Source organism: Mycobacterium cajalii, assembly GCF_045809005.2.
In the GTDB taxonomy this organism is placed as follows: domain Bacteria; phylum Actinomycetota; class Actinomycetes; order Mycobacteriales; family Mycobacteriaceae; genus Mycobacterium.
The window spans coordinates 5525903-5546060 of record NZ_CM141436.1 but is presented as its reverse complement, the minus strand read 5'-3'; the positions used below and the strand labels follow the sequence as shown (position 1 = coordinate 5546060).

General features: G+C 69.9%; 19 protein-coding genes. 14 read left to right on the top strand and 5 right to left on the bottom strand.

Translation table 11 applies throughout. The features are described 5' to 3' along the window. Window positions 1-3: 3 nt before the first annotated feature. Genes ACJ512_RS26490 through purD form a run of 6 tightly spaced genes read left to right on the top strand, consistent with a single transcriptional unit; the run spans window position 4 to window position 5401 of the window. On the top strand, window positions 4-1473 hold the full coding sequence (locus ACJ512_RS26490) for an aldehyde dehydrogenase (protein WP_407687215.1): 1470 nt from the start codon (window positions 4-6) through the stop codon (window positions 1471-1473). Between the two features lie 15 nt (window positions 1474-1488). Beyond that, on the top strand, window positions 1489-2238 hold the full coding sequence (locus tag ACJ512_RS26485) for an SDR family oxidoreductase (protein WP_407687214.1): 750 nt from the start codon (window positions 1489-1491) through the stop codon (window positions 2236-2238). A gap of 49 nt (window positions 2239-2287) precedes the next feature. Then, entirely contained in the window at window positions 2288-3145 is an 858-nt protein-coding gene (locus ACJ512_RS26480) for an NAD(P)-dependent oxidoreductase (RefSeq protein ID WP_407687213.1), read from the top strand. After that, entirely contained in the window at window positions 3145-3582 is a 438-nt protein-coding gene (locus ACJ512_RS26475) for a carboxymuconolactone decarboxylase family protein (RefSeq protein ID WP_407687212.1), read from the top strand. The genes ACJ512_RS26480 and ACJ512_RS26475 overlap by 1 nt, the downstream gene beginning before the upstream one ends. A 23-nt stretch (window positions 3583-3605) precedes the next feature. Further along, window positions 3606-4094 carry a glutathione peroxidase gene (locus tag ACJ512_RS26470; protein WP_407687211.1) on the top strand — a complete coding sequence of 163 codons (489 nt, stop codon included), beginning with the start codon at window positions 3606-3608 and terminating at the stop codon, window positions 4092-4094. A gap of 38 nt (window positions 4095-4132) precedes the next feature. Beyond that, window positions 4133-5401, top strand: coding sequence for a phosphoribosylamine--glycine ligase (gene purD, locus ACJ512_RS26465; protein WP_407687210.1), 1269 nt, complete (start codon window positions 4133-4135; stop codon window positions 5399-5401). Here purD and ACJ512_RS26460 read toward each other — a convergent pair. Together ACJ512_RS26460 and ACJ512_RS26455 are read right to left on the bottom strand one after the other, a co-directional pair. After that, complete coding sequence (locus tag ACJ512_RS26460; RefSeq protein ID WP_407687209.1) at window positions 5398-6981, bottom strand: gamma-glutamyltransferase family protein; 1584 nt, start codon at window positions 6979-6981, stop codon at window positions 5398-5400. The genes purD and ACJ512_RS26460 overlap by 4 nt on opposite strands. A 30-nt stretch (window positions 6982-7011) precedes the next feature. Beyond that, window positions 7012-7935: an alpha/beta hydrolase-fold protein gene (locus tag ACJ512_RS26455; RefSeq protein WP_407687208.1), complete on the bottom strand. Its 924-nt coding sequence runs from the start codon at window positions 7933-7935 to the stop codon at window positions 7012-7014. Between the two features lie 73 nt (window positions 7936-8008). On the opposite strand from ACJ512_RS26455, the gene ACJ512_RS26450 reads away from it, so the two are divergent. Further along, window positions 8009-8626 (top strand): TetR/AcrR family transcriptional regulator, encoded by a 618-nt coding sequence (locus ACJ512_RS26450; RefSeq protein WP_407687207.1) that lies wholly within the window; start codon window positions 8009-8011, stop codon window positions 8624-8626. A gap of 114 nt (window positions 8627-8740) precedes the next feature. Continuing rightward, on the top strand, window positions 8741-10156 hold the full coding sequence (locus tag ACJ512_RS26445) for an APC family permease (RefSeq protein WP_407687206.1): 1416 nt from the start codon (window positions 8741-8743) through the stop codon (window positions 10154-10156). On the opposite strand, the gene ACJ512_RS26440 is transcribed toward ACJ512_RS26445, so the two are convergent. Further along, a complete protein-coding gene (locus ACJ512_RS26440; protein ID WP_407687205.1) occupies window positions 10157-10885 on the bottom strand; it encodes a DUF429 domain-containing protein in 729 nt (242 codons plus the stop codon). Between the two features lie 261 nt (window positions 10886-11146). On the opposite strand from ACJ512_RS26440, the gene purB reads away from it, so the two are divergent. Genes purB through ACJ512_RS26420 form a run of 4 tightly spaced genes read left to right on the top strand, consistent with a single transcriptional unit; the run spans window position 11147 to window position 14827 of the window. Then, on the top strand, window positions 11147-12565 hold the full coding sequence (purB, locus tag ACJ512_RS26435) for an adenylosuccinate lyase (protein WP_407687204.1): 1419 nt from the start codon (window positions 11147-11149) through the stop codon (window positions 12563-12565). Next, the gene (locus ACJ512_RS26430) at window positions 12562-13827 is read left to right on the top strand and encodes a cytochrome P450 (protein WP_407687203.1); all 1266 of its coding nucleotides are present in this window, start codon (window positions 12562-12564) and stop codon (window positions 13825-13827) included. Before purB ends, ACJ512_RS26430 begins: the two co-directional genes overlap by 4 nt. Next, window positions 13824-14153 (top strand): TDT family transporter, encoded by a 330-nt coding sequence (locus ACJ512_RS26425; RefSeq protein ID WP_407687202.1) that lies wholly within the window; start codon window positions 13824-13826, stop codon window positions 14151-14153. Before ACJ512_RS26430 ends, ACJ512_RS26425 begins: the two co-directional genes overlap by 4 nt. Further along, the gene (locus ACJ512_RS26420; protein WP_407687201.1) at window positions 14108-14827 is read left to right on the top strand and encodes a tellurite resistance/C4-dicarboxylate transporter family protein; all 720 of its coding nucleotides are present in this window, start codon (window positions 14108-14110) and stop codon (window positions 14825-14827) included. Before ACJ512_RS26425 ends, ACJ512_RS26420 begins: the two co-directional genes overlap by 46 nt. On the opposite strand, the gene ACJ512_RS26415 is transcribed toward ACJ512_RS26420, so the two are convergent. Beyond that, window positions 14808-15428 (bottom strand): hypothetical protein, encoded by a 621-nt coding sequence (locus tag ACJ512_RS26415; protein WP_407687200.1) that lies wholly within the window; start codon window positions 15426-15428, stop codon window positions 14808-14810. The two genes, ACJ512_RS26420 and ACJ512_RS26415, sit on opposite strands and share 20 nt — an antisense overlap. A 63-nt stretch (window positions 15429-15491) precedes the next feature. Here ACJ512_RS26415 and ACJ512_RS26410 point away from each other — a divergent pair, with 63 nt between their 5' ends. After that, complete coding sequence (locus tag ACJ512_RS26410; RefSeq protein WP_407687199.1) at window positions 15492-16385, top strand: phosphoribosylaminoimidazolesuccinocarboxamide synthase; 894 nt, start codon at window positions 15492-15494, stop codon at window positions 16383-16385. Then, entirely contained in the window at window positions 16382-18511 is a 2130-nt protein-coding gene (locus ACJ512_RS26405) for a S9 family peptidase (protein ID WP_407687198.1), read from the top strand. Before ACJ512_RS26410 ends, ACJ512_RS26405 begins: the two co-directional genes overlap by 4 nt. Window positions 18512-18517: 6 nt before the next feature. Here ACJ512_RS26405 and ACJ512_RS26400 read toward each other — a convergent pair whose 3' ends face one another. Then, on the bottom strand, window positions 18518-20134 hold the full coding sequence (locus ACJ512_RS26400) for a DHA2 family efflux MFS transporter permease subunit (protein WP_407687197.1): 1617 nt from the start codon (window positions 20132-20134) through the stop codon (window positions 18518-18520). Window positions 20135-20158: the final 24 nt, after the last annotated feature.

The window sequence follows — 20158 nt, the reverse complement described above, 5'->3', positions numbered from 1 at the left end:
GAGATGGCCTTGCTGGCCGACGGCGTGAGTCAACTTTTCATCGACGGCAAGATGTCGGCCGGCAGCGCCGGCACCTTCCCGACGATCAACCCGGCGACCGAGGAGGTGCTCGGTGTGGCCGCGGACGCCGGCGCCGACGACATGGGCCGCGCCATCGACGCCGCGCGGCGCGCCTTCGACGAGACGGACTGGTCGCGCGACACCGAGCTACGGGTGCGGTGCGTGCGCCAGCTGCGCGAGGCGATGCAGCAGCACCTCGAAGAGCTGCGCGACCTGACCATCGCCGAAGTCGGCGCGCCGCGGATGCTCACCACCATCGCTCAGCTCGAGGTCCCGGTCAACGACCTCGCGTTCGCGGCCGACACCGCCGAATCATACGAGTACAACCAGGATCTCGGCGAGGCCGCGCCCATGGGCATCCCGACGCGGCGCACCATCGCCCGGGAGGCGGTCGGCGTCGTCGGCGCCATCACCCCGTGGAACTTTCCGCACCAGATCAACCTCGCCAAGATCGGGCCGGCACTGGCCGCCGGCAACACCGTCGTCCTCAAGCCCGCGCCCGACACCCCTTGGTGCGCCGCCGTGCTGGGCGAACTCATCGCCGAGCACACCGACTTCCCGCCCGGCGTCCTCAACATCGTCACCTCCAGCGACCACCGCGTGGGCGCGCTGCTGGCCAAAGACGCTCGGGTGGACATGATTTCGTTCACCGGGTCGACCGCCACCGGCCGCAGCGTGATGGCCGACGGCGCCGCGACCATCAAGAAGGTCTTCCTCGAGCTGGGCGGCAAGTCGGCGTTCGTCGTCCTCGACGACGCCGACCTGGGCGGTGCGGTGGGTGTGGCGGGGTTCTCGGTGTGCATGCACGCCGGGCAGGGCTGCGCGATCACCACCCGGCTGGTGGTGCCGCGCGCCAAATATGACGAAGCCGTCTCGATCGCCGCCGCCACGATGGCCGGGATCAAGGCGGGCGACCCCACCGACCCCGGAACCATCTGCGGGCCGGTCATTTCGGCGCGCCAGCGCGACCGGATTCAGGGCTACCTCGACTCCGCGATCGCCGAGGGCGGCACGTTCGCGTGCGGCGGCGGCCGGCCGGCCGACCGCGACGTCGGGTTCTTCATCGAGCCCACCGTGATCGCGGGCCTGGGCAACGACGCGCGCTGCGCGCGCGAGGAGATCTTCGGCCCGGTCCTGACGGTGATCCCGCACGACGGTGACGAGGACGCGGTTCGCATCGCCAACGACTCGCCGTACGGGCTGTCGGGCACCGTGTTCGGCGCCGACCCGCAGCGGGCGGCGCGGGCGGCCGCGCGGATCCGCGCGGGCACGATCAACGTCAATGGCGGCGTGTGGTATTCGGCCGACGCGCCCTTCGGTGGCTACAAGCAGTCCGGAAACGGTCGCGAGATGGGTCTGGCCGGTTTCGAGGAGTACCTGGAAACCAAGACCATTGCCACGGCAATCAACTAGAGGAGTCTGAACAGCATGCGGTTCGAGAACAAGGTCGCCATCGTCACCGGGTCGGGGGGCGGGATCGGCCAGGCCTACGCCGAGGCGCTGGCCCGCGAGGGCGCCGCGGTCGTGGTGGCCGACATCAAGGCCGACGCCGCCGAGGCGGTGGCCAAGCAGATCAGTGCCGAAGGCGGCACGGCCCTGGCCGTCCCGGTGGACGTCTCGGACCCGGCCTCGGCCAAGGCGATGGCCGACCGCACGCTGGCCGAGTTCGGCGGCATCGACTACCTGGTGAACAACGCCGCGATCTTCGGCGGCATGAAGCTGGACTTCCTGGTCACCGTCGACCCCGAGTACTACAAGAAGTTCATGAGCGTGAACCTCGACGGCGCGCTGTGGTGCACGCGCGCGGTGTACAAGAAGATGGCCAAGCGCGGCGGCGGGGCGATCGTCAACCAGTCGTCCACCGCCGCGTGGCTGTACGCCAACTTCTACGGCCTGGCCAAGGTCGGCATCAACGGCCTGACCCAACAGCTTTCGCGCGAACTGGGTGGCCAGAACATCCGGATCAACGCGATCGCGCCCGGACCGATCGACACCGAGGCCAACCGCACCACCACGCCCCAGGAGATGGTCGCCGACATCGTCAAGGGTCTTCCCTTGTCGCGGATGGGAACTCCCGAGGACCTGGTCGGTATGTGCCTGTTCCTGCTCTCCGACGAAGCCGCGTGGATCACCGGGCAGATCTTCAACGTCGACGGCGGGCAGATCATCCGATCATGACGCGCGCCGGCGACGATGCAGAGCGCAGCGATGAGGAGGGGCGGCGCAAATGACCAGCGACTTGCGACTCGGCTACATCGGCCTGGGGAACATGGGTGCGCCGATGGCCACCAAGATGACCGAATGGCCCGGCGGGATAACGGTTTACGACATCCGGGCGGAGGCGATGACGCCGCTGGCCGAAAAGGGCGCCGGCCTGGCCGACAGTGTCGCCGACGTCGCCGCCGCCGACATCATCCACATCACCGTGCTCAACGATGCCCAGGTGCGCCAGGTCGTCGGCGAGTTGGCCGCCCACGCCGGGCCCGGCACCGTCATCGCGATCCACTCGACGATCAGCGACAGCACCGCCGTCGAACTGGCCGCCGCGTACCGACCGCGGGACATCCATGTCGTCGACGCGCCCGTCAGCGGTGGGGCCGCCGCCGCGGCCAGGGGCGAGCTGGCCACCATGGTGGGCGCCGAACGCGAGGTGTACGAGCGGATCAAGCCGGCCTTCAAACACTGGGCGGCGATGGTGATTCACGCCGGAGCGCCTGGCGCCGGGACCCGGATGAAACTCGCCCGCAACATGTTGACGTTCACCTCCTACGTCGCGGCCTGTGAGGCGATGAAACTCGCCGAGGCGGCGGGACTGGATCTGCAGGCGCTGGGCCGGGTGGTCCGCCACACCGACGCCCTCACGGGTGGCCCGGGGGCGATCATGGTGCGGGAGAACATGAAAGACCTCGAGCCGGACAACTTCCTGTACCAGCCTTTCCTGCATACCCGCGGGCTGGGCGAGAAGGACCTGAGCCTGGCGCTGGGACTGGGCGAGGCGGTATCGGTCGATCTACCCCTGGCCCGGATCGCGTACGAGGGGCTGGCCGCCGGGCTCGGGGTACCACACACGGAGGAAGGGTCGTAATGGACGAATTGCGCCGCAAGGGCCTCGAGAAGATGAACGAGGTCTACGGCTGGGAGATGCCCAACATCGAGGGTGACCCGTACTTCGACCTGACCGTCGATCACCTGTTCGGCAGCATCTGGACGCGCCCGGGACTGTCGATGCGCGACAAGCGGATCATGACGCTGACGGCGGTGACCGCCATCGGAAGTCGCGACCTGGCCGAGATTCAGATCAACGCCGCGCTGCTCAACGAGGAACTCACCGAGGACGAACTCAAAGAAATGGCCGTGTTTCTCACCCACTACCTCGGCTTCCCGCTGGGCTCGGCGTTCAACGGTGCGGTCGGCACCGTGGTGGCCAAGCGCAAGAAGGCCGCGGCGAAGGGCACCGGTGAGGACAAGAAGGCCAACGTGGAGGCTGCGTTGAAGATGAACGCGGGCGAATCCGGCGGCTGATGCCCCGGGGTAACGTCACCGCCATGACTGTCACCGACATCGCCCTCACCACCCTCGACGGGCGCGAGACATCGCTTGCCGACTACGCCGACCGCGCGGTGCTGGTGGTCAACGTCGCTTCCAAATGCGGGCTGACCCCGCAGTACAGCGCGCTGGAAAGGCTCGCGCAGGACTACGCCGAGTGCGGGCTCACGGTGATCGGGGTGCCCTGCAACCAGTTCATGGGCCAGGAGCCCGGCACCGCCGAGGAGATTCAGACCTTCTGCTCCACGAATTACGGTGTGACGTTCCCGCTGATGGCCAAGACCGAGGTCAACGGGCCGGGCCGGCATCCGCTGTACGCGGAGCTGACCAAGACGCCCGACGCCGCCGGCGAAGCCGGTGACGTGCAATGGAACTTCGAGAAGTTCCTCATCGCCCCCGGCGGGGCGGTGGTGAGACGCTTCCGGCCACGCACGGAGCCCGATGCGCCGGAGGTCGTCGAGGCCATCGAGGCCGTACTGCCGAGGTAGCCGATCGCCTGCCGGCCGGCCCGCTAGAGTGACGTGTCGTGCGCGTCCTGGTGATCGGTTCCGGTGCCCGTGAACATGCGCTGCTGCTGGCGCTGCGGAGAGATCCGGAGGTCACCGGGCTGGCGATCGCTCCCGGCAACGCCGGCACGGCCCGGATCGCCGAGCAGCACCCCGTCGACGTGACCTCGAGCGAGGACGTCGTCGCCCTGGCGCGCACGGTGCGCGCCGACCTGGTCGTCGTCGGCCCCGAGGTTCCGCTGGTACTCGGGGTGGCCGACGCCGTGCGCGCCGCCGGCATCGTGTGCTTCGGGCCCAGCCGGGACGCCGCTCGCATCGAAGGCTCCAAGGCGTTCGCCAAGGACGTCATGGCCGCGGCGGGAGTGCGCACCGCGGCCAGCGAAATCGTCGATTCCCCAGCGCATCTGGATTCCGCCCTGGACAGGTTCGGACCGCCGGCCGGCGACCCCGCCTGGGTGGTCAAAGACGACCGCCTGGCCGCCGGCAAGGGCGTGGTGGTGACCGCGGACCGCGAGGTCGCGCGTGCCTACGCGGCCGGGTTGCTGGAGGCCGGCCACCCGGTGCTGCTCGAGTCTTTTCTGGACGGGCCCGAGGTGTCGCTGTTCTGCGTCGTCGACGGCCGGACCGTGGTGCCGTTGTTGCCGGCGCAGGACTTCAAGCGGGCCGGTGACGGCGACACCGGACCCAACACCGGCGGGATGGGCGCCTACGCGCCGGTGCCGTGGCTGCCCGACGACGTCTACCGGGACGTGGTCACCAACATCGTCGAACCCGTTGCGGCGGAACTGGTCCGGCGGGAAAGCCCGTTCTGCGGGCTGCTGTACGCCGGGCTGGCGATCACCGCGAAAGGTCCTGCGGTGGTCGAATTCAACTGCCGCTTCGGCGATCCGGAAACCCAGGCCGTGCTGGCGCTGCTGGAGTCGCCGCTGGGGCAGCTGCTCTACGCCGCCGGCAGCGGCACGCTGGCCGGCTTCGGGGAGCTGCGCTGGCGTGCGGGGGCGGCGGTCGCGGTGGTACTGGCCGCGGAGAACTATCCCGGGCGACCGCGGGTCGGTGACGTCGTCGTCGGCTCGGAAGCCGACGGGGTGCTGCACGCCGGGACGGCGCGCCGCGATGACGGCGCGATCGTCTCGTCCGGCGGCCGGGTGCTCTCGGTGGTGGGCACCGGCGCCGACCTGTCGGCGGCCCGCGCCAACGCCTACGACATCCTGCGTTCGATCCGGCTGCCGGGCAGCCACTTCCGCAGCGACATCGCGCTGCTGGCGGCCGAAGGCAAGATCCGCGTCTAGAAACCGGCGGCCTGGCCGTCGCGGCGTGGGTCGCTGGCCGCGAGGTACCCGCCGCCCAGGCGCCAGATCGCCTGGCAGCTGCCGAACTGGTTGTAGTCCCCCACGGTGACCAGGTCGTGCCCGCGCCGACGCAGCTCGTCGAGGGTGGCCGGCGGGAAACCCCGTTCGCAGCTGACCTGCATGCCGTCCACCCACCGGAACCGGGGGCCGTCGCACGCCGCCTGCGGATTCTGGCCGTGGTCGGCGATCCGCACGATGACCTGCACGTGGCCCTGGGGCTGCATGGTGCCGCCCATCACCCCGAAGCTCATCACCGGCGCGCCGTCCCTGGTCACGAAGCCGGGGATGATGGTGTGGTACGGACGCTTGCCGGGCCCCACCCGGTTCGGATGCCCCGGTGTCGCAACGAAGTTCGCGCCGCGATTCTGCAGCGAGATCCCGGTCCCCGGCACCACCACGCCCGAGCCGAACCCCATGTAGTTGGACTGGATCATCGAGACCATCACCCCCGCGGCGTCGGCGGCGGTCAGGTAGACGGTGCCCCCGCCCGGGGTGCCCGCGGACGCCGGCCTGGCCCGATTCCGCTCGATCAGCGCGGCGCGCTGTTGGAGGTACTGCGCGTCCAACAGGTGCTGCGGGCCCACCGGCATGTGCCCGATGTCGGAGACATAGGCCTGGGCGTCGGCGAAAGCCAGCTTCACCGCTTCGATCTGCAAATGCACGCTGTCGGCGGAATCGACCGGCAGCGAAGCCATGTCGAAATGCTCGAGGATCCCCAGCGCGATCAGCGCCACGATGCCCTGGCCGTTGGGCGGTATCTCGTGGACGGTGTAGCCGCGATACGGGGCGTCGATCGTGCCGACCCAGTCGGCGCGGTGGGCGTCCAGATCGTCGGCGTGCATGGCTGCGCCTTTGGCCGCGGCGTGGGCCTCGAGCCGGGCGGCCAGCTCCCCGCGGTAGAACGCCTCGCCGCGGGTGTCGGCGATCTTTTCCAGCGTGGCCGCGTGGTCGGGCAGCCGGAACAGCTCGCCGGGGGCGGGCGCCCGCCCGCCCGGCGCGAACGTCTCGGCGAACCCGGGCTGGTCCGCGAACAGCGGCACCTGCGCCGCCCACTGCTCGGCGATGGTCGGGGAGAGCAGAAAGCCGTTGCGGGCGTAGGAGATCGCGGGCCCGAAGAGCCGCTCGAACGGAAGCCGGCCGAAGCGCGCGTGCAGCTCGGCCCACGCCGAGACCGCACCCGGGACGGTCACCGAGTTCCAGCCGAGGACGGGAACGTCCTTGCCGCCGAAGTACTCCGGTGTCCAGGCCCCCGGTGAGCGGCCCGACGCGTTGAGCCCGTGCAGCTGCCCGCCGTCCCAGACGATGGCGAAGGCGTCCGAGCCGATGCCGTTGGACACCGGTTCCACCACGGTGAGGGCGATCGCGGTGGCAACCGCGGCGTCCACCGCGCCGCCGCCCTCGGCCAGCATGCGCAGACCCGCCTGGGCGGCGAGCGGTTGCGATGTGCACACCACGTTGGGCGCCAGCACGGGCTTGCGCGGCCACGCGTACGGGAAGCTCCAGTCGAAGGGGGCGGTCACCTTCGCGAGCGTAACGCTCGCACGGCGGCGTCAGCCCGTCAGCAGCGGCGCGAGCCAGGTCAGCTCGGCGGGCAGCTGCGAACTCCAGTACGCCGGGTTGTGGCCTCCGGGGGAGAACCCGCCCGCCGGCGGGGTGGGCAGTTGGGCGACGAACTGCTTGGTCGCGGCGTAGAAGGGATCGCTGTCGCCGCAGTCCACTCGGATCGGGATGGACGCCAGCGCCGGCATGCCGAACACCGAGTTGGCCGCGAAGTCCGCGGGTCCGTCGAACGCGCCGGGTGCGGCCGCCCCCGACGACAGCCACAGCGCGGGGCTCACCGCGCAGATCGCCGCGGTGCGTGCGGGACCCAGCCGGCCGCCGAGCAGCAAGGCACCGTAGCCGCCCATCGACCAGCCCAGGAACGCCACCCGCGAGGTGTCCAGGCTCTGGGTGCCCAGCATCGGGATCAGCTCGTCGAGCACCATGGCCCCGCTGTCCTCGCCGGACGCCCTCTTGTGCCAGTAGCCGCCCCCGCCGTCGACGGCGACCACCGCAAACGGCGGCAATCCGGCGTCGACGGCCTGGGCCAGCCCCTGCTCGACGCCGCCGGCCATCACGGTGGCCGCGTCGCTGCCCTTGCCGTGCAGCGCGATCACCGGCCGCAGCGGCCTGGTCTGGCCGGGCGGGCGGGCTATCGCCCAGTTGGTGGTGATGCCGCCGCGCGCCGCCGACACGAAGGAGCCCGTGACCATGGTGGGGGCGGGCTGACTCGAGGGGGCGGGTTCGCGGGGCGCGGCCGGCGCCATCGGCGGGCCGGTGGCGGTCCTGGAGACGGGAGCGGAGACCGGCATGGCCTGGGACGCGCGGGGCTTGAGCACGATATCGAGCGCATACGCGCCCACCGCGCCGATGGCCGCGCCGGCCCCGAGCCCCAGCACGGCGCGGCGGCTCAAGTCGGGCATGCGGGCCATCATGCCATGTTCGTTCGGTGGGCCGTTTGGCCAAAATGGCAATGCAGTACCACTTTGACTGGCACCATGGCTTCTCGTGACCGCAGCAGTTACTCCAAAAGGAGAGCGTCGACGGTATGCGCTAGTGAGCGCTGCCGCCGAGCTGCTTGCGGAGGGCGGGTTCGAGGCGGTGCGGCACCGGGCGGTCGCCAGGCGCGCCGGCCTGCCGCTGGCGTCGACCACGTACTACTTCTCGTCGCTCGACGATCTGATCGCACGCGCCGTCGAGCACATCGGGATGATCGAGGTGGCGCAGCTGCGCTCCCGGGTCGCCGCGCTGTCCCGGCGCCGCCGAGGGCCCGAGACGACCGCCGAGGTGCTGGTAGACCTGCTGGTAGGCGACGTTTCCGGGCCGGGACTCACCGATCAGCTGATTTCGCGGTACGAGCGGCACATCGCGTGCACCCGCCTGTCGGCGTTGCGGGAGACCATGCGCCGCAGCCTGCGGCAGCGCGCCGAGGCCGTCGCCGAGGCGCTCGAGCGGTCGGGCCGCTCCGTCCACATCGAACTGGTGTGCACCCTGATCTGTGCCGTCGACGGGTCGGTTGTCTCGGCCTTGGTGGAAGGTCGCGACCCCCGCTCGGCGGCGCTGGACACGGTGGTCGACCTCGTCGACGTCCTCGCGCCCATCGACCAGCGACCCGTCCGGATCTGACTTCGTCACAACGAGCACGGCGGCGCCGCGCAGTGCATCGCGTAGTACTGAAGTGTGTTTAGACCGCTCTGGCAGCGTGGTAGGAAGTCCAAAGCCGACTTCCGGGGAGGAACCATGGACGGGGCAGACACCGGCGGGTCTCACCTGCATCGGGTCATGGGGCCGGGCGTGCTGTTGTTGTTCATCGTCGGTGACATGCTGGGCACCGGAATCTACGCCCTGATCGGTGACGTGGGTGCCGAGGTCGGCGGCGCGGCATGGGTTCCGTTCCTGCTGGCCTTCGTCATCGCAACCGTGACCGCCTGCAGCTATTTGGAGCTGGTGACCAAATATCCCCGGGCCGCCGGCACGGCGCTGTACGTGCACAAGGCGTTCGGCAACCGCTTCGTCACCTTCATGGTCGCGTTCCTGGTGATGTGCGCCGGCATCACGGGGGCCGCGACCGCGTCGAGGTTTTTCGGGTCGAACTTCATCGTCGCCTTCAAGCTCTTCTGGGGGACCAAGGGCGTGGTCGTCGTCGCCATGCTGTTCATGGTGGCGCTGGCGGTGGTGAACCTGCGCGGCATGCGGGAGAGCGCGAAGCTCAACGTGGTGCTCACCCTCATCGAGATCACCGGGCTGGTGATGGTGATCGTCGTCGGGCTGTGGGCGTCGGTCAGAGGCGGCCACGCCCACTACTCGCGGGTGATCGCGTTCAACGTCGGCGACAAGAACCTGTTCGTCGCCCTGACCGCCGCGACGTCGCTGGCGTTCTTCGCGATGGCCGGATTCGAGGACTCGGTGAACATGGCCGAGGAGACCAAGGACCCGGTCAGGACGTTCCCGAAGGTGTTGCTGTCCGGGCTGAGCATCGCAGCCGTCATCTACACGCTGGTGGCGATCGTCTCCGTCGCGGTGGTGCCCGTGAAGGCGCTGCAGGCCAGCGACACGCCGCTCGTCGACGTGGTCCAGGCGGCGGCGCCCGCGTTGCCGACCAAGATCATCCTGCCGTTCATCTCGATGGTCGCGGTGTCCAACACCGCGCTGCTCGGCATGCTGATGGCCAGTCGGCTCATCTACGGGATGGCGCGCGAGGGCGTGCTGCCGTCGTTTCTGGGCGCGGTCAGTCCGACCCGACGGTCGCCGTGGGTCGCGGTGTTGTTCACGACGGCGATCGCGTTGGGGCTGATTCTCTATGTCACCGCCTTCGCGAACAGGGACGCGATCTCGGTGCTCAGCGGTACCACGTCGTTGTTGCTCCTGGCGGTGTTCACCATGGTCAACGTCGCGGTGCTGGTGCTGCGCCGCGACACGTCGACGGAGGGGCGGCCCCACTTCAGGACGCCGACCCCCCTGCCGGTCTTCGGCTTCCTGTCGTCGGTGCTGCTGTTGATGCCCTTCTTCGGCCGGCCCGTGCAGCAATACGTGCTGGCCGCGATCATGATCTCCAGCGGGGTGGTGATCGCGCTGGTCAGCCGCCTGGTCAGCCGGCGGTGGGAGAAGCGGCGCGCGGGCACCGAGCCGTCGCCGGCGTTGTCGGACACCCGCTGACTACGGCAGCGACGGGGTGACGATGCACCCGGTGGCGACGTCGCCGTAGATCGTGACAGCGTCCGGGCGCCGGTGGCTGTACAGCGCCACGTAGGCGCACACGACGGCATCGACCGGATCCTCGGCGCGGCGCAGGTCGCTTTTGCGTCGCGCGGTGACCACCTGGGCGCGCAGCGCGGTCCAGCCGTCGTGGCCGGCCACGCGCAGCGGCACCGCGGCGTCCGCGAGGCCTTCGATGCCGTCCATCAGCAGCAGCGACTCGGCTTTGAGGCCCTCGAGGTCACGCCCGGGCTTGGCCTTGTACTTGAGGGTGCGCGCCAGTCGGAACAACACCACCGTCGCCGGGTGCGGGTAGACCTCGATGGCGCGCCGCCCGGCCGGCGACCACGGGTCCATGTCGAGGCCGAGCGCCCCGGCCAGCCGCGCGCCGCGCGGGCCGTCGGCGAACTCCGGTTTGGCGGTGTTGGACGGATGGGCGCCGGCTTCGAACCGGCGGAAGTCGCGGTTGAGCGCCGCCTCGGCCGGACGCTGTCCGGTGGGGTTGGTCACCACCAGCGGCGCGTCGAAGGCGACCAGGCAGTCGCCCTGCACGTACGGGTGCAACGCGGCGAGGATCGCGGCGTCGTCGCGGACGGTGCCGACATGCACCAGGCGGCCCCGCGCGTCGACGACCGCGACACCGGTCGGGTTGCGCCCGGCCCAGGCCAGGTCCACACCCGCGAAGTACACCCGCACAGGGTAGGGCGTGCGGCGGTGGCCCGGCGGGCCTGCGCGGCGCGGTCGCTGCCGGGAAAGGCGCTCGTTGCGCCCGCCTGCGAGCGACAACGCGCGGGCCGCGGCGGACACCCGATTTTGTCGCTCGAAGGCGGGCGCAGAGTGCGTCCGCCATGGAGCGAGGCGCGTGTGGCATATCTGACGGCTGCGCCGAGTCCCGGCTTGCGGGGCGGAGCCGGCCCGCCGCCGCCGCGCACGACCGTAAGCTGTGTGCTTGTGAGCGTTCCGAACGTGCTGGCCTCCCGCTACGCCAGCGCCGAGATGGTCGCGATCTGGTCGCCCGCGGCCAAGGTCGCCGCCGAGCGGCGGCTCTGGCTGGCCGTGCTGCGGGCCCAGGCGGAATTGGGCGTCCCCGTACCCGCGGAGGCGGTCGCCGACTACGAGCGGGTGCTCGACGACGTGGACCTGGCCTCGATCGCGGCACGGGAACGCGTGCTGCGCCACGACGTCAAGGCCCGCATCGAGGAATTCAATGCGCTGGCCGGCCACGAGCACGTGCACAAGGGGATGACCAGCCGCGACCTGACCGAGAACGTCGAGCAGCTGCAGGTGCGGCGTTCGCTGGAGCTGGTGTTCGCCCACGGGGTGGCGGTGGCGGCGCGGCTGGCCGAGCACGCGGTGAGCTATCGGGACCTGGTGATGGCCGGGCGCAGCCACAACGTCGCCGCGCAGGCCACCACGCTGGGCAAGCGTTTCGCCTCGGCGGCGCAGGAGACGCTGGTCGCGTTGACCAGGCTGCGCGAGTTGATCGACCGGTACCCGCTGCGCGGGATCAAGGGTCCGATGGGCACCGCGCAGGACATGCTCGACCTGCTCGACGGAGATGCGGCCAAGCTGGGCGTGCTCGAGCGCCGGGTGGCCGAGTTCCTGGGCTTCACGACGGTTTTGACCAGCGTGGGGCAGGTCTATCCCCGCTCGCTGGACCACGACGTCATCTCCGCCCTGGTGCAGCTGGGTGCCGGGCCGTCGTCGCTGGCCCACACGATCCGGCTGATGGCCGGGCACGAACTGGTCACCGAGGGCTTCGCGCCGGGGCAGGTCGGCTCGTCGGCGATGCCGCACAAGATGAACACCCGCAGCTGTGAGCGGGTCAACGGCCTGCAGGTCGTGCTGCGCGGCTACGCGTCGATGGCCGCCGAGCTGGCCGGCGCGCAGTGGAACGAGGGTGACGTGTTCTGCTCGGTGGTGCGTCGGGTGGCGTTGCCGGACAGCTTCTTTGCCTGCGACGGTCAGATCGAGACGTTCCTGACGGTGCTCGACGAGTTCGGCGCCTACCCGGCGGTGATCGCCCGCGAGCTGGACCGCTACCTGCCGTTCCTGGCCACCACCAGGGTGCTGATCGCGGCGGTGCGCGCCGGGATGGGACGCGAGGCCGCCCACCACGTGATCCGCGAACACGCCGTGGCCACCGCGCTGGACATGCGCGAACGCGGTGCCGAGCCCGACCTGCTGGAGCGGCTGGCCGCCGATCCGCGGCTGCCGCTGGACCGCGCGGCGCTGGACGCCGCGCTGGCCGACAAGAAGGCCTTCACCGGGGCGGCCGGTGATCAGGTCGACGAGGTCGTGGCCGCGGTGGACGCGCTGGTGGCCCGCCATCCCGACGCCGCCAAATACCGTCCGGGGGCGATCCTGTGAGCCCGGCGCTCGCGGAAATCGACTTCACCGACCTGGACAACTTCGCCAACGGGTTTCCGCACGAGCTGTTCGCCGTGCACCGCCGCGAGGCGCCGATCTACTGGCACGAGCCGACCGACAACACCCCCGACGGCGAAGGCTTCTGGTCGGTCGCCACGTATGCGGAAACGCTTGCGGTGCTGAAGGATCCGGTGACGTATTCGTCGGTGACCGGTGGGGAGCGGCCGTTCGGCGGCACGCTGTTGCAGGATCTTGCCATCGCGGGGCAGGTGCTCAACATGATGGACGACCCGCGGCACTCTCAGATCCGGCGCCTGGTCAGTTCCGGGCTGACGCCGCGGATGATCCGGCGCGTCGAGGACGACCTGCGCGGCCGGGCCCGGGTTCTGCTGGATGCGGTGGTACCCGGTGAGCCGTTCGACTTCCTGGTCGACATCGCAGCCGAGCTGCCGATGCAGATGATCTGCATCCTGTTGGGTGTGCCGGAGTCCGAGCGGCACTGGCTGTTCCAGGCGATCGAGCCGCAATTCGACTTCGGGGGCTCGCGCAAGGCTTCACTCTCGCAGCTGTCGCCGCGAACGTCGGCCGAGGAGGCCGGCTCGCGGATGTACGCCTACGGCCAGGAGTTGATCGCCGCCAAACGCGCCGAGCCGACCGACGACATGCTGTCCGTCGTCGCCAACGCCATGCTGGAGGACGCCGACGACACCGATGGGGCGCCGGCCCTGTCGGACCTCGAGCTCTACCTGTTCTTCAGCCTGCTGTTCAGCGCCGGTGCCGAGACGACGCGCAATGCGGTCGCCGGCGGGCTGCTGGCGCTGGCCGAGCATCCCGACCAATTACGTTTGTTGCGTGAGGATTTCGGGATGCTGCCCACGGCCGTCGAGGAAATGGTGCGGTGGACGTCGCCATCGCCGTCGAAGCGGCGGACCGCGACCCGCGACGTCACGCTGGGCGGGCAGCCGGTCCGGGCGGGGCAGAAGGTCCAGATCTGGGAGGGCTCGGCCAATCGCGACGCCGGTGCCTTCGACCGCGCCGACGAGTTCGACATCGCCCGAAAGCCCAATCCCCACCTGGGCTTCGGGCAGGGAGTGCACTACTGCCTGGGTGCCAACCTGGCCCGGCTCGAGCTGCGGGTCCTGTTCGAGGAGCTGTTCACGCGTTTCGGGGCCGTGCGTGTCGTGCGGCCCGCCGAATGGACGCGCAGCAACCGGCACACCGGCATCCGGCACCTCGTCGTGGAGCTGCACCGGACGCCATGACGAACCGGCTCGCCGCCGTCGAGCCGTCACCAGATGTCTTCGCCGCGGTGATGGCGACCGGTGTGTTGTCCGTCGCCGCCGAAAACCACCACTATCCCGGAATCAGCGAGACGACGGGTGTTCTGGCGTCGCTGGGCCTGCTGGTGCTCGTCGCCCTGGTGCTCTTCAGGCGCCGGTCCGTGCGTTGGGATCTGCACGATCCCGATGTCACGTTGCGGCTGTTCACCTTTGTCGCGCGTGTGCGGTGCTGGACAGCCGGCTGGACGCTTATCCCGTGCTGGTGCGGTCGCTGGGTCTGGTCGCGCTGCCGGCCTGGTTGGTGCTGATCGTGCTCAGCGTGCGCAACATGTCCGCGCATTCGTGGCGGGAGCTGCGCGACCACGCGCACGGCGCCTGGGAGCTGGCCAGCGTGGGGACGTCGGGCCTGGCGATCACGGCCACCAAGATGGCCCGGCACCCCGTCGACGAGCGGTGGCTGGCCGTGGCCGTCCCGGTCTGGGTTGCGGCGCTGTGCCTCTACGCCCTGATGACCTGGCTGGCGTTGTGGCGCACCGTCGCCGAGCGCAGGGACCGGGACGGATTCGAGCCCGACTCCTGGATCCTGATGGGCGGCCTGGCCATTGCGACGCTGGCCGGCGACGACATCCACGTCCTGGCGCCCGCCTGGCTGGCCGGGGCGGTGCGCGCCGTCACCGTGGTGACCTGGGTGGCGGCGAGCCTGTGGATACCGCCGCTGGTCTATTTCACCCTGCACTGGATCAACCGGAGCACCGGCACGCTGAACTTCGCCGGCATGTGGTGGGCGTTCGTGTTTCCGCTGGGGATGTACTCGGTGGCGAGTTACACCATGGCGGTCGAGACCGGACGACCGGCACTGGTCACCGTCTCGCTCGTGTTCTTCTGGGACGCGTTCGCGGCGTGGTCGGCCATGGTCGTCGCCGGGCTGCTGTTGTCGGCCCGCGCCCTGGGCCGGCGGCCCTCTAGCGGTTCGGGATCGTGATGCCGGCCGACCGCAACTCCAGGGCGGCCAACGCGCGGATCGTGTAGGGATCCGCGTAACGCCACCCACCGACCGGGTCCGCGCTCACGGCGGCCAGCTTGCGCGGCGAGCGGTTCGTCAACGCCCGCAGGGCCAGCAGCTGTTCGCCGGCCGGGGTGGCGGCCAGTGCGGTGGCCGCCAGTTTGCGGCGGAAGAACCGCAGGCGCAGGAACAGCCACGGCAGGACGGCGATCAGGATGGGTAGGGCGATGACGGCCATGGCGAGCAGCACCGCCAGCCAGCTGCCGGTGGTGTCCAGGGTGCTTCCGGCGCCGGCGATCTGGAGGGCGGCCTGGCTGGCGGAGGTGAGCGGCGTGCTGACCGCGTCGCCCAGCAGCGGGATGTGCCCGGCGCCCTGACCGGCTGACGCCAGGCTGCCGGCGACGCCGTGCGCACCGGCCTCCACCTGCCGGCCGGCCTCGGCGATCGTCGAGATGGCGTCGTAGACGGCCAGGCCGACGAGCAGCCAGATCCCCGTCCAGAGGAAGACGGCGAAGTCACTGAACAGCTGGGCCGCCAGCCGGCCGGGGGTGGTGGCGTAGGGCAGAAAACGCGATCGCATCCTTCGATCCCAGCACAGCTCCCGGCGCCGGGGTCCGTTTCCGGCGCCCGATAGGCTGGCCGGATGCGTCCCGCACTGTCCGACTACCGGCATCTGGCCAGCGGTAAGGTCCGTGAGCTGTACCGCGTCGACGGCGAGCACCTGCTGCTGGTCGCCACCGACCGGATCTCGGCGTACGACTACGTCCTGGACAGCACCATTCCGGACAAGGGCCGCATCCTGACCGCGATGAGTGTGTTCTTCTTCGGCTTCGTCGACGCGCCCAACCACCTCGCCGGTCCGCCCGACGATCCGCGCATCCCCGACGAGGTGCTGGGCCGCGCGCTGGTGGTGCGCGAGTTGGAGATGCTGCCGGTGGAATGCGTGGCCCGCGGCTACCTGACCGGGTCGGGTCTGCTGGACTACCAGGCGAGCGGAAAGGTGTGCGGCATCGCGTTGCCGCCCGGCCTGGTCGAGGCCAGCAAGTTCGCCGCACCGCTGTTCACCCCGGCCAGCAAAGCCGCGCTGGGGGACCACGACGAGAACATCTCGTTCTCCCGGGTGGTCGAGCTGGTGGGCGCGCCGCGCGCCGAGCAGCTGCGCGACCGGACCCTGCAGATCTACGCCCAGGCCGCCGAACACGCGCTGACGAAGGGCATCATCATCGCCGACACCAAGTTCGAGTTCGGCACCGACCCAGAGGGCAACCTGCTGCTGGCCGACGAGATCTTCACACCGGATTCCTCGCGGTACTGGCCGGCCGCGGATTACCGCGCCGGGGTGGTGCAGACGAGCTTCGACAAGCAGTTCGTCCGCAACTGGCTCACCGGTCCCGAATCCGGCTGGGACCGGCACGGTTCGCAACCACCACCACCGCTGCCCGGCGACATCATCGAGGCCACCCGCGATCGATACGTCAATGCCTACGAACGGATTTCCGGCTTGAGCTTCGATGACTGGATCGGGCCGGGCGCATGACCGCCACGTCCCGCGACACGCCCCGGCCCCCGGTGGCCAAGCGGGTGGAGACCCGGCGCGAGCACCACGGCGACGTCTTCGTCGACCCCTACGAATGGCTGCGCGACAAGGCCGACCCGGAGGTCGTCGCCCACCTCGAGGCCGAGAACGACTATGTCGACGCGATGACGGACCACCTCGAACCGCTGCGCCGGCAGATCTTCGACGAGATCAAGGCGCGCACCAAGGAAACCGACCTGTCGGTGCCCACCCGGCAGGGCGACTGGTGGTACTACTCCCGAACGTTCGAGGGCAAGCAGTACCGCGTCCAGTGCCGTTGCCCGATCGCCGATCCCGGCGACTGGACCCCGCCGACGTTGGACGAGAACACCGAGGTGCCCGGTGAGCAGGTCCTGCTCGACTCGAACGCCGAGGCCGAGGGCCACGAGTTTTTCGCGCTGGGCGCGGCCATGGTCAGCCTGGACGGCAACCTGCTGGCCTACTCCGTCGACACGGTCGGCGACGAGCGGTATATCTTGCGGTTCAAGGACTTACGCACCGGAGAACGATTCGGGGACGAGATCGCCGACATCGCGGGCGGGGGAACGTGGGCGGCCGACAACCGCACCGTGTACTACCTGACCCTGGATACCGCGCACCGCCCCGACAAGGTCTGGCGGTACCGGCTCGGCTCCGGCGAGCCGGCGGAACTGGTGTATCACGAGGCCGACGAACGATTCTGGCTCGGGGTGGGACTGACCCGGAGCAAGGCCTACGTCCTGCTCAACGCGGCCTCGGCGATCACCTCCGAGTGGCGGTACGCGGACGCGGCCGACCCGGATGCCGCGTTCACCGTCGTGCTGCCACGCCGCGAAGGCGTCGACTACTCGGTCGAACACGCGGTGGTCGGGGGCCGCGACCGGTTCCTGATCCTGCACAACGACGGCGCGGTCAACTTCACGCTGGTCGAATCCCCGGTCGAGGATCCCACGCGGCAGCGCACTCTGATCGAGCACCGCGACGACGTCCGGCTCGAGGGCGTGGACGCGTTCGCCGACCACCTGGTGGTGAGTTACCGGCGCGAGGCATTGCCCCGCGTCCAGTTGTGGCCCCTGAACACCGACGGCGGTTACGGCGAGCCCGAGGAGATTTCGTCGGACTCCGAGCTGATGTGGGTCAGCGCCGGCGCCGACCCGAACTGGGAGTCCCCGAAGCTGCGGATCAGGGTGGGTTCTTTCGTCACTCCCGTGCGGATCTACGACATCGACCTGGCCAGCGGCGAGCGGACACTACTGCGCGAACAACCCGTGCTCGGCGACTACCGGCCCGGCGACTACGTGGAGCGGCGCGACTGGGCGCGCGCCGAGGACGGCACCCGCGTCCCCGTGTCGATCGTGTACCGCACCGGGACCGAATTCCCGGCTCCGACATTGCTCTACGGCTACGGCGCCTACGAGATCTGCACCGACCCGGCGTTCTCCATCGCCCGGCTGTCGCTGCTGGACCGCGGCATGGCGTTCGTCATCGCCCATGTCCGCGGCGGTGGCGAGATGGGCCGGCTGTGGTACGAGCACGGCAAGCTGCTGGCCAAGAAGAACAGCTTCAGCGACTTCGTCGCGGTGGCAAGGCATCTGGTGGACTCGGGGCTGACCAGCCCCCGGCAGCTGGTGGCGTTGGGTGGCAGCGCAGGCGGCCTGCTGATGGGCGCGGTGGCCAATCTGGCGCCGGACCTGTTCGCCGGCATCCTCGCGCAGGTCCCGTTCGTCGACCCCTTGACCACGATCTTGGACCCCTCCCTGCCGCTGACCGTCACCGAGTGGGACGAATGGGGAAATCCGTTGAGCGACAAGGACGTCTACGCCTACATGAAGTCGTATTCGCCGTACGAGAACGTGGAGGGGAAACCGTATCCGGCGATCCTGGCGATGACGTCGCTGAACGACACCCGGGTGTACTACGTGGAGCCGGCCAAGTGGGTCGCGGCGCTGCGCCACGCCAACACCGACGGTGCTCCGGTGCTGTTGAAGACGCAGATGAACGCCGGCCATGGCGGCGTCAGCGGCCGTTACAAGGCGTGGCAGGAGACCGCGTTCCAGTACGCGTGGTTGCTGGCGGTCGCCGATCCCGGTAGCTACGGCCGCGGCTGAGCCGGGTCAGCCTGCCGGGGTGAGGAATTCGCGGGCAGGCTGTCTCGGCAGGAACCAGGCGGGGATGAGCGTGGACGCCACCAGCACCACCGCGAGCGCGAACACCGCGGTGTAGGCGTGTGAGAGGTCGTGCAGCAGGTCGCCGGCGAAGTGGTGGGTGAAGGTCTGCCTGGGGACCGCGGATTTGTCAAGGGGCACACCGAGCCTGGCCGCGCTCTGCTGCAGCAGCGCCATTTTGTTCGCGGCGCCGATGTTTTCGCTGCGGTTGAACTGGCTCGTCAGGATCACCGACATCAGGGCCGTCCCGACCGAGCCGCCCACCTGGTGCAGGACGCTGATCAGCGTCGAACCGCGGGCGATCTGGTGCGGGGCCAGCGCCTGCACCGCCGCCACCGACAGGGGCATCATGGCACAGCCCATGCCCATGCCCATGATCGCCAGCCCGGTCAGCAGCGTGGGTTGGTAGTCGGCCTGCCTGGCCACGCCGCAGGCGAAGGTCCCCAGGCCGGTGGTGATGAGCGCGATGCCGGCCAGCACGACGTTGCCGGGCCCCCGCCGGTCCACGATCGGGCCGGCGAGTTGCATGGTCAGCATCGCACCGAGGCCCTGCGGGATCATGTGGGCTCCGGCCTGCGTCGGCGTCTGGTGCAACACCTGCTGGAAGTAGCTCGGGAGCAGCAGCGCCGCCCCGAAGAACGCGACCGCGAACACCGTCATCGTCACGTTGGCGTGGGTGACCACCCGGTTCTTGAACAGCCGCAGGTCGATCAGCGGGTGATCGGCCCGATACCAGGCGTGCAGGACGAAGGCCACGATCAGGGCCAGCCCGACCGCCGCCGGTATCAACACGTGCCGATCCGCGACCGTGCCGCGACCCGGGATGGAGGACACCGCGAACAGGAACGTGGCCAGGCCGGGGGAGAGCAGCAGCACGCCGACGAGGTCGAACGTCTCCGACCGCGACGGCTGGTCCCTGGCGAACACGACCGCCGCGAGGGCGGTCGTGAGTAGACCGATCGGCAGGTTGATCAAGAAGATCCATCGCCAGCCGGCGGTGTCGATGAGCCAGCCGCCCAGGATCGGCCCGCAGATCGGGGCGAGCAGCATGGGGATACTCAGGATGGACATCAGACGGCCGAGTCGCCCGGGGCCCGCCTCGCGGGTCAAGATCATGAAGCCGAGCGGCAACAGCATGCCGCCCCCGATGCCCTGCACCGCCCGAAAGGCGATGAGCAGCAGGATGTCCGGCGCCAGCGCGCACAGCAGCGAGCCCAACGTGAACGCCAGGACCGAGCCGATGAACAGCCGTTTGGTGCCGAATCGGTCGGCGGCCCAACCCGTTACCGGGATGACGGTCGCCAGAGCCAGCGTATAGCCGGTCATCGTCCAGGCGACCACGGCCTGAGTGGATGAGAACTGGGCGATGAAGGTGCGCTGGGCGACGCTGACGACGGTGACATCCAGGATCGACATCACCGTGGCCAGGATGCACACCCCGGCGATCCGCAGCAGTGCGGCGTCCAGCTTGTCGGGATACTCGCGCTCACCGGCCGCCCGCTGCGGGGTGGTGGCGGCGGACGGCGGGGCGACAGGCGGAGCCTTTTCCATGGCGTTGCTTAGCATATCGAACCGTCGACCCCGCCGACG

What these genes read in the sequence shown, in the direction of transcription:
- ACJ512_RS26490 (WP_407687215.1), top strand. Translation starts at nt 4, where the DNA reads ATGGCCTTGCTGGCCGACGGCGTGAGTCAACTTTTCATCGACGGCAAG.
- ACJ512_RS26485 (WP_407687214.1), top strand. Translation starts at nt 1,489, where the DNA reads ATGCGGTTCGAGAACAAGGTCGCCATCGTCACCGGGTCGGGGGGCGGG.
- ACJ512_RS26480 (WP_407687213.1), top strand. Translation starts at nt 2,288, where the DNA reads ATGACCAGCGACTTGCGACTCGGCTACATCGGCCTGGGGAACATGGGT.
- ACJ512_RS26475 (WP_407687212.1), top strand. Translation starts at nt 3,145, where the DNA reads ATGGACGAATTGCGCCGCAAGGGCCTCGAGAAGATGAACGAGGTCTAC.
- ACJ512_RS26470 (WP_407687211.1), top strand. Translation starts at nt 3,606, where the DNA reads ATGACTGTCACCGACATCGCCCTCACCACCCTCGACGGGCGCGAGACA.
- ACJ512_RS26455 (WP_407687208.1), bottom strand. Translation starts at nt 7,935, where the DNA reads ATGATGGCCCGCATGCCCGACTTGAGCCGCCGCGCCGTGCTGGGGCTC.
- ACJ512_RS26445 (WP_407687206.1), top strand. Translation starts at nt 8,741, where the DNA reads ATGGACGGGGCAGACACCGGCGGGTCTCACCTGCATCGGGTCATGGGG.
- ACJ512_RS26425 (WP_407687202.1), top strand. Translation starts at nt 13,824, where the DNA reads ATGACGAACCGGCTCGCCGCCGTCGAGCCGTCACCAGATGTCTTCGCC.
- ACJ512_RS26415 (WP_407687200.1), bottom strand. Translation starts at nt 15,428, where the DNA reads ATGCGATCGCGTTTTCTGCCCTACGCCACCACCCCCGGCCGGCTGGCG.
- ACJ512_RS26410 (WP_407687199.1), top strand. Translation starts at nt 15,492, where the DNA reads ATGCGTCCCGCACTGTCCGACTACCGGCATCTGGCCAGCGGTAAGGTC.
- ACJ512_RS26405 (WP_407687198.1), top strand. Translation starts at nt 16,382, where the DNA reads ATGACCGCCACGTCCCGCGACACGCCCCGGCCCCCGGTGGCCAAGCGG.
- ACJ512_RS26400 (WP_407687197.1), bottom strand. Translation starts at nt 20,134, where the DNA reads ATGCTAAGCAACGCCATGGAAAAGGCTCCGCCTGTCGCCCCGCCGTCC.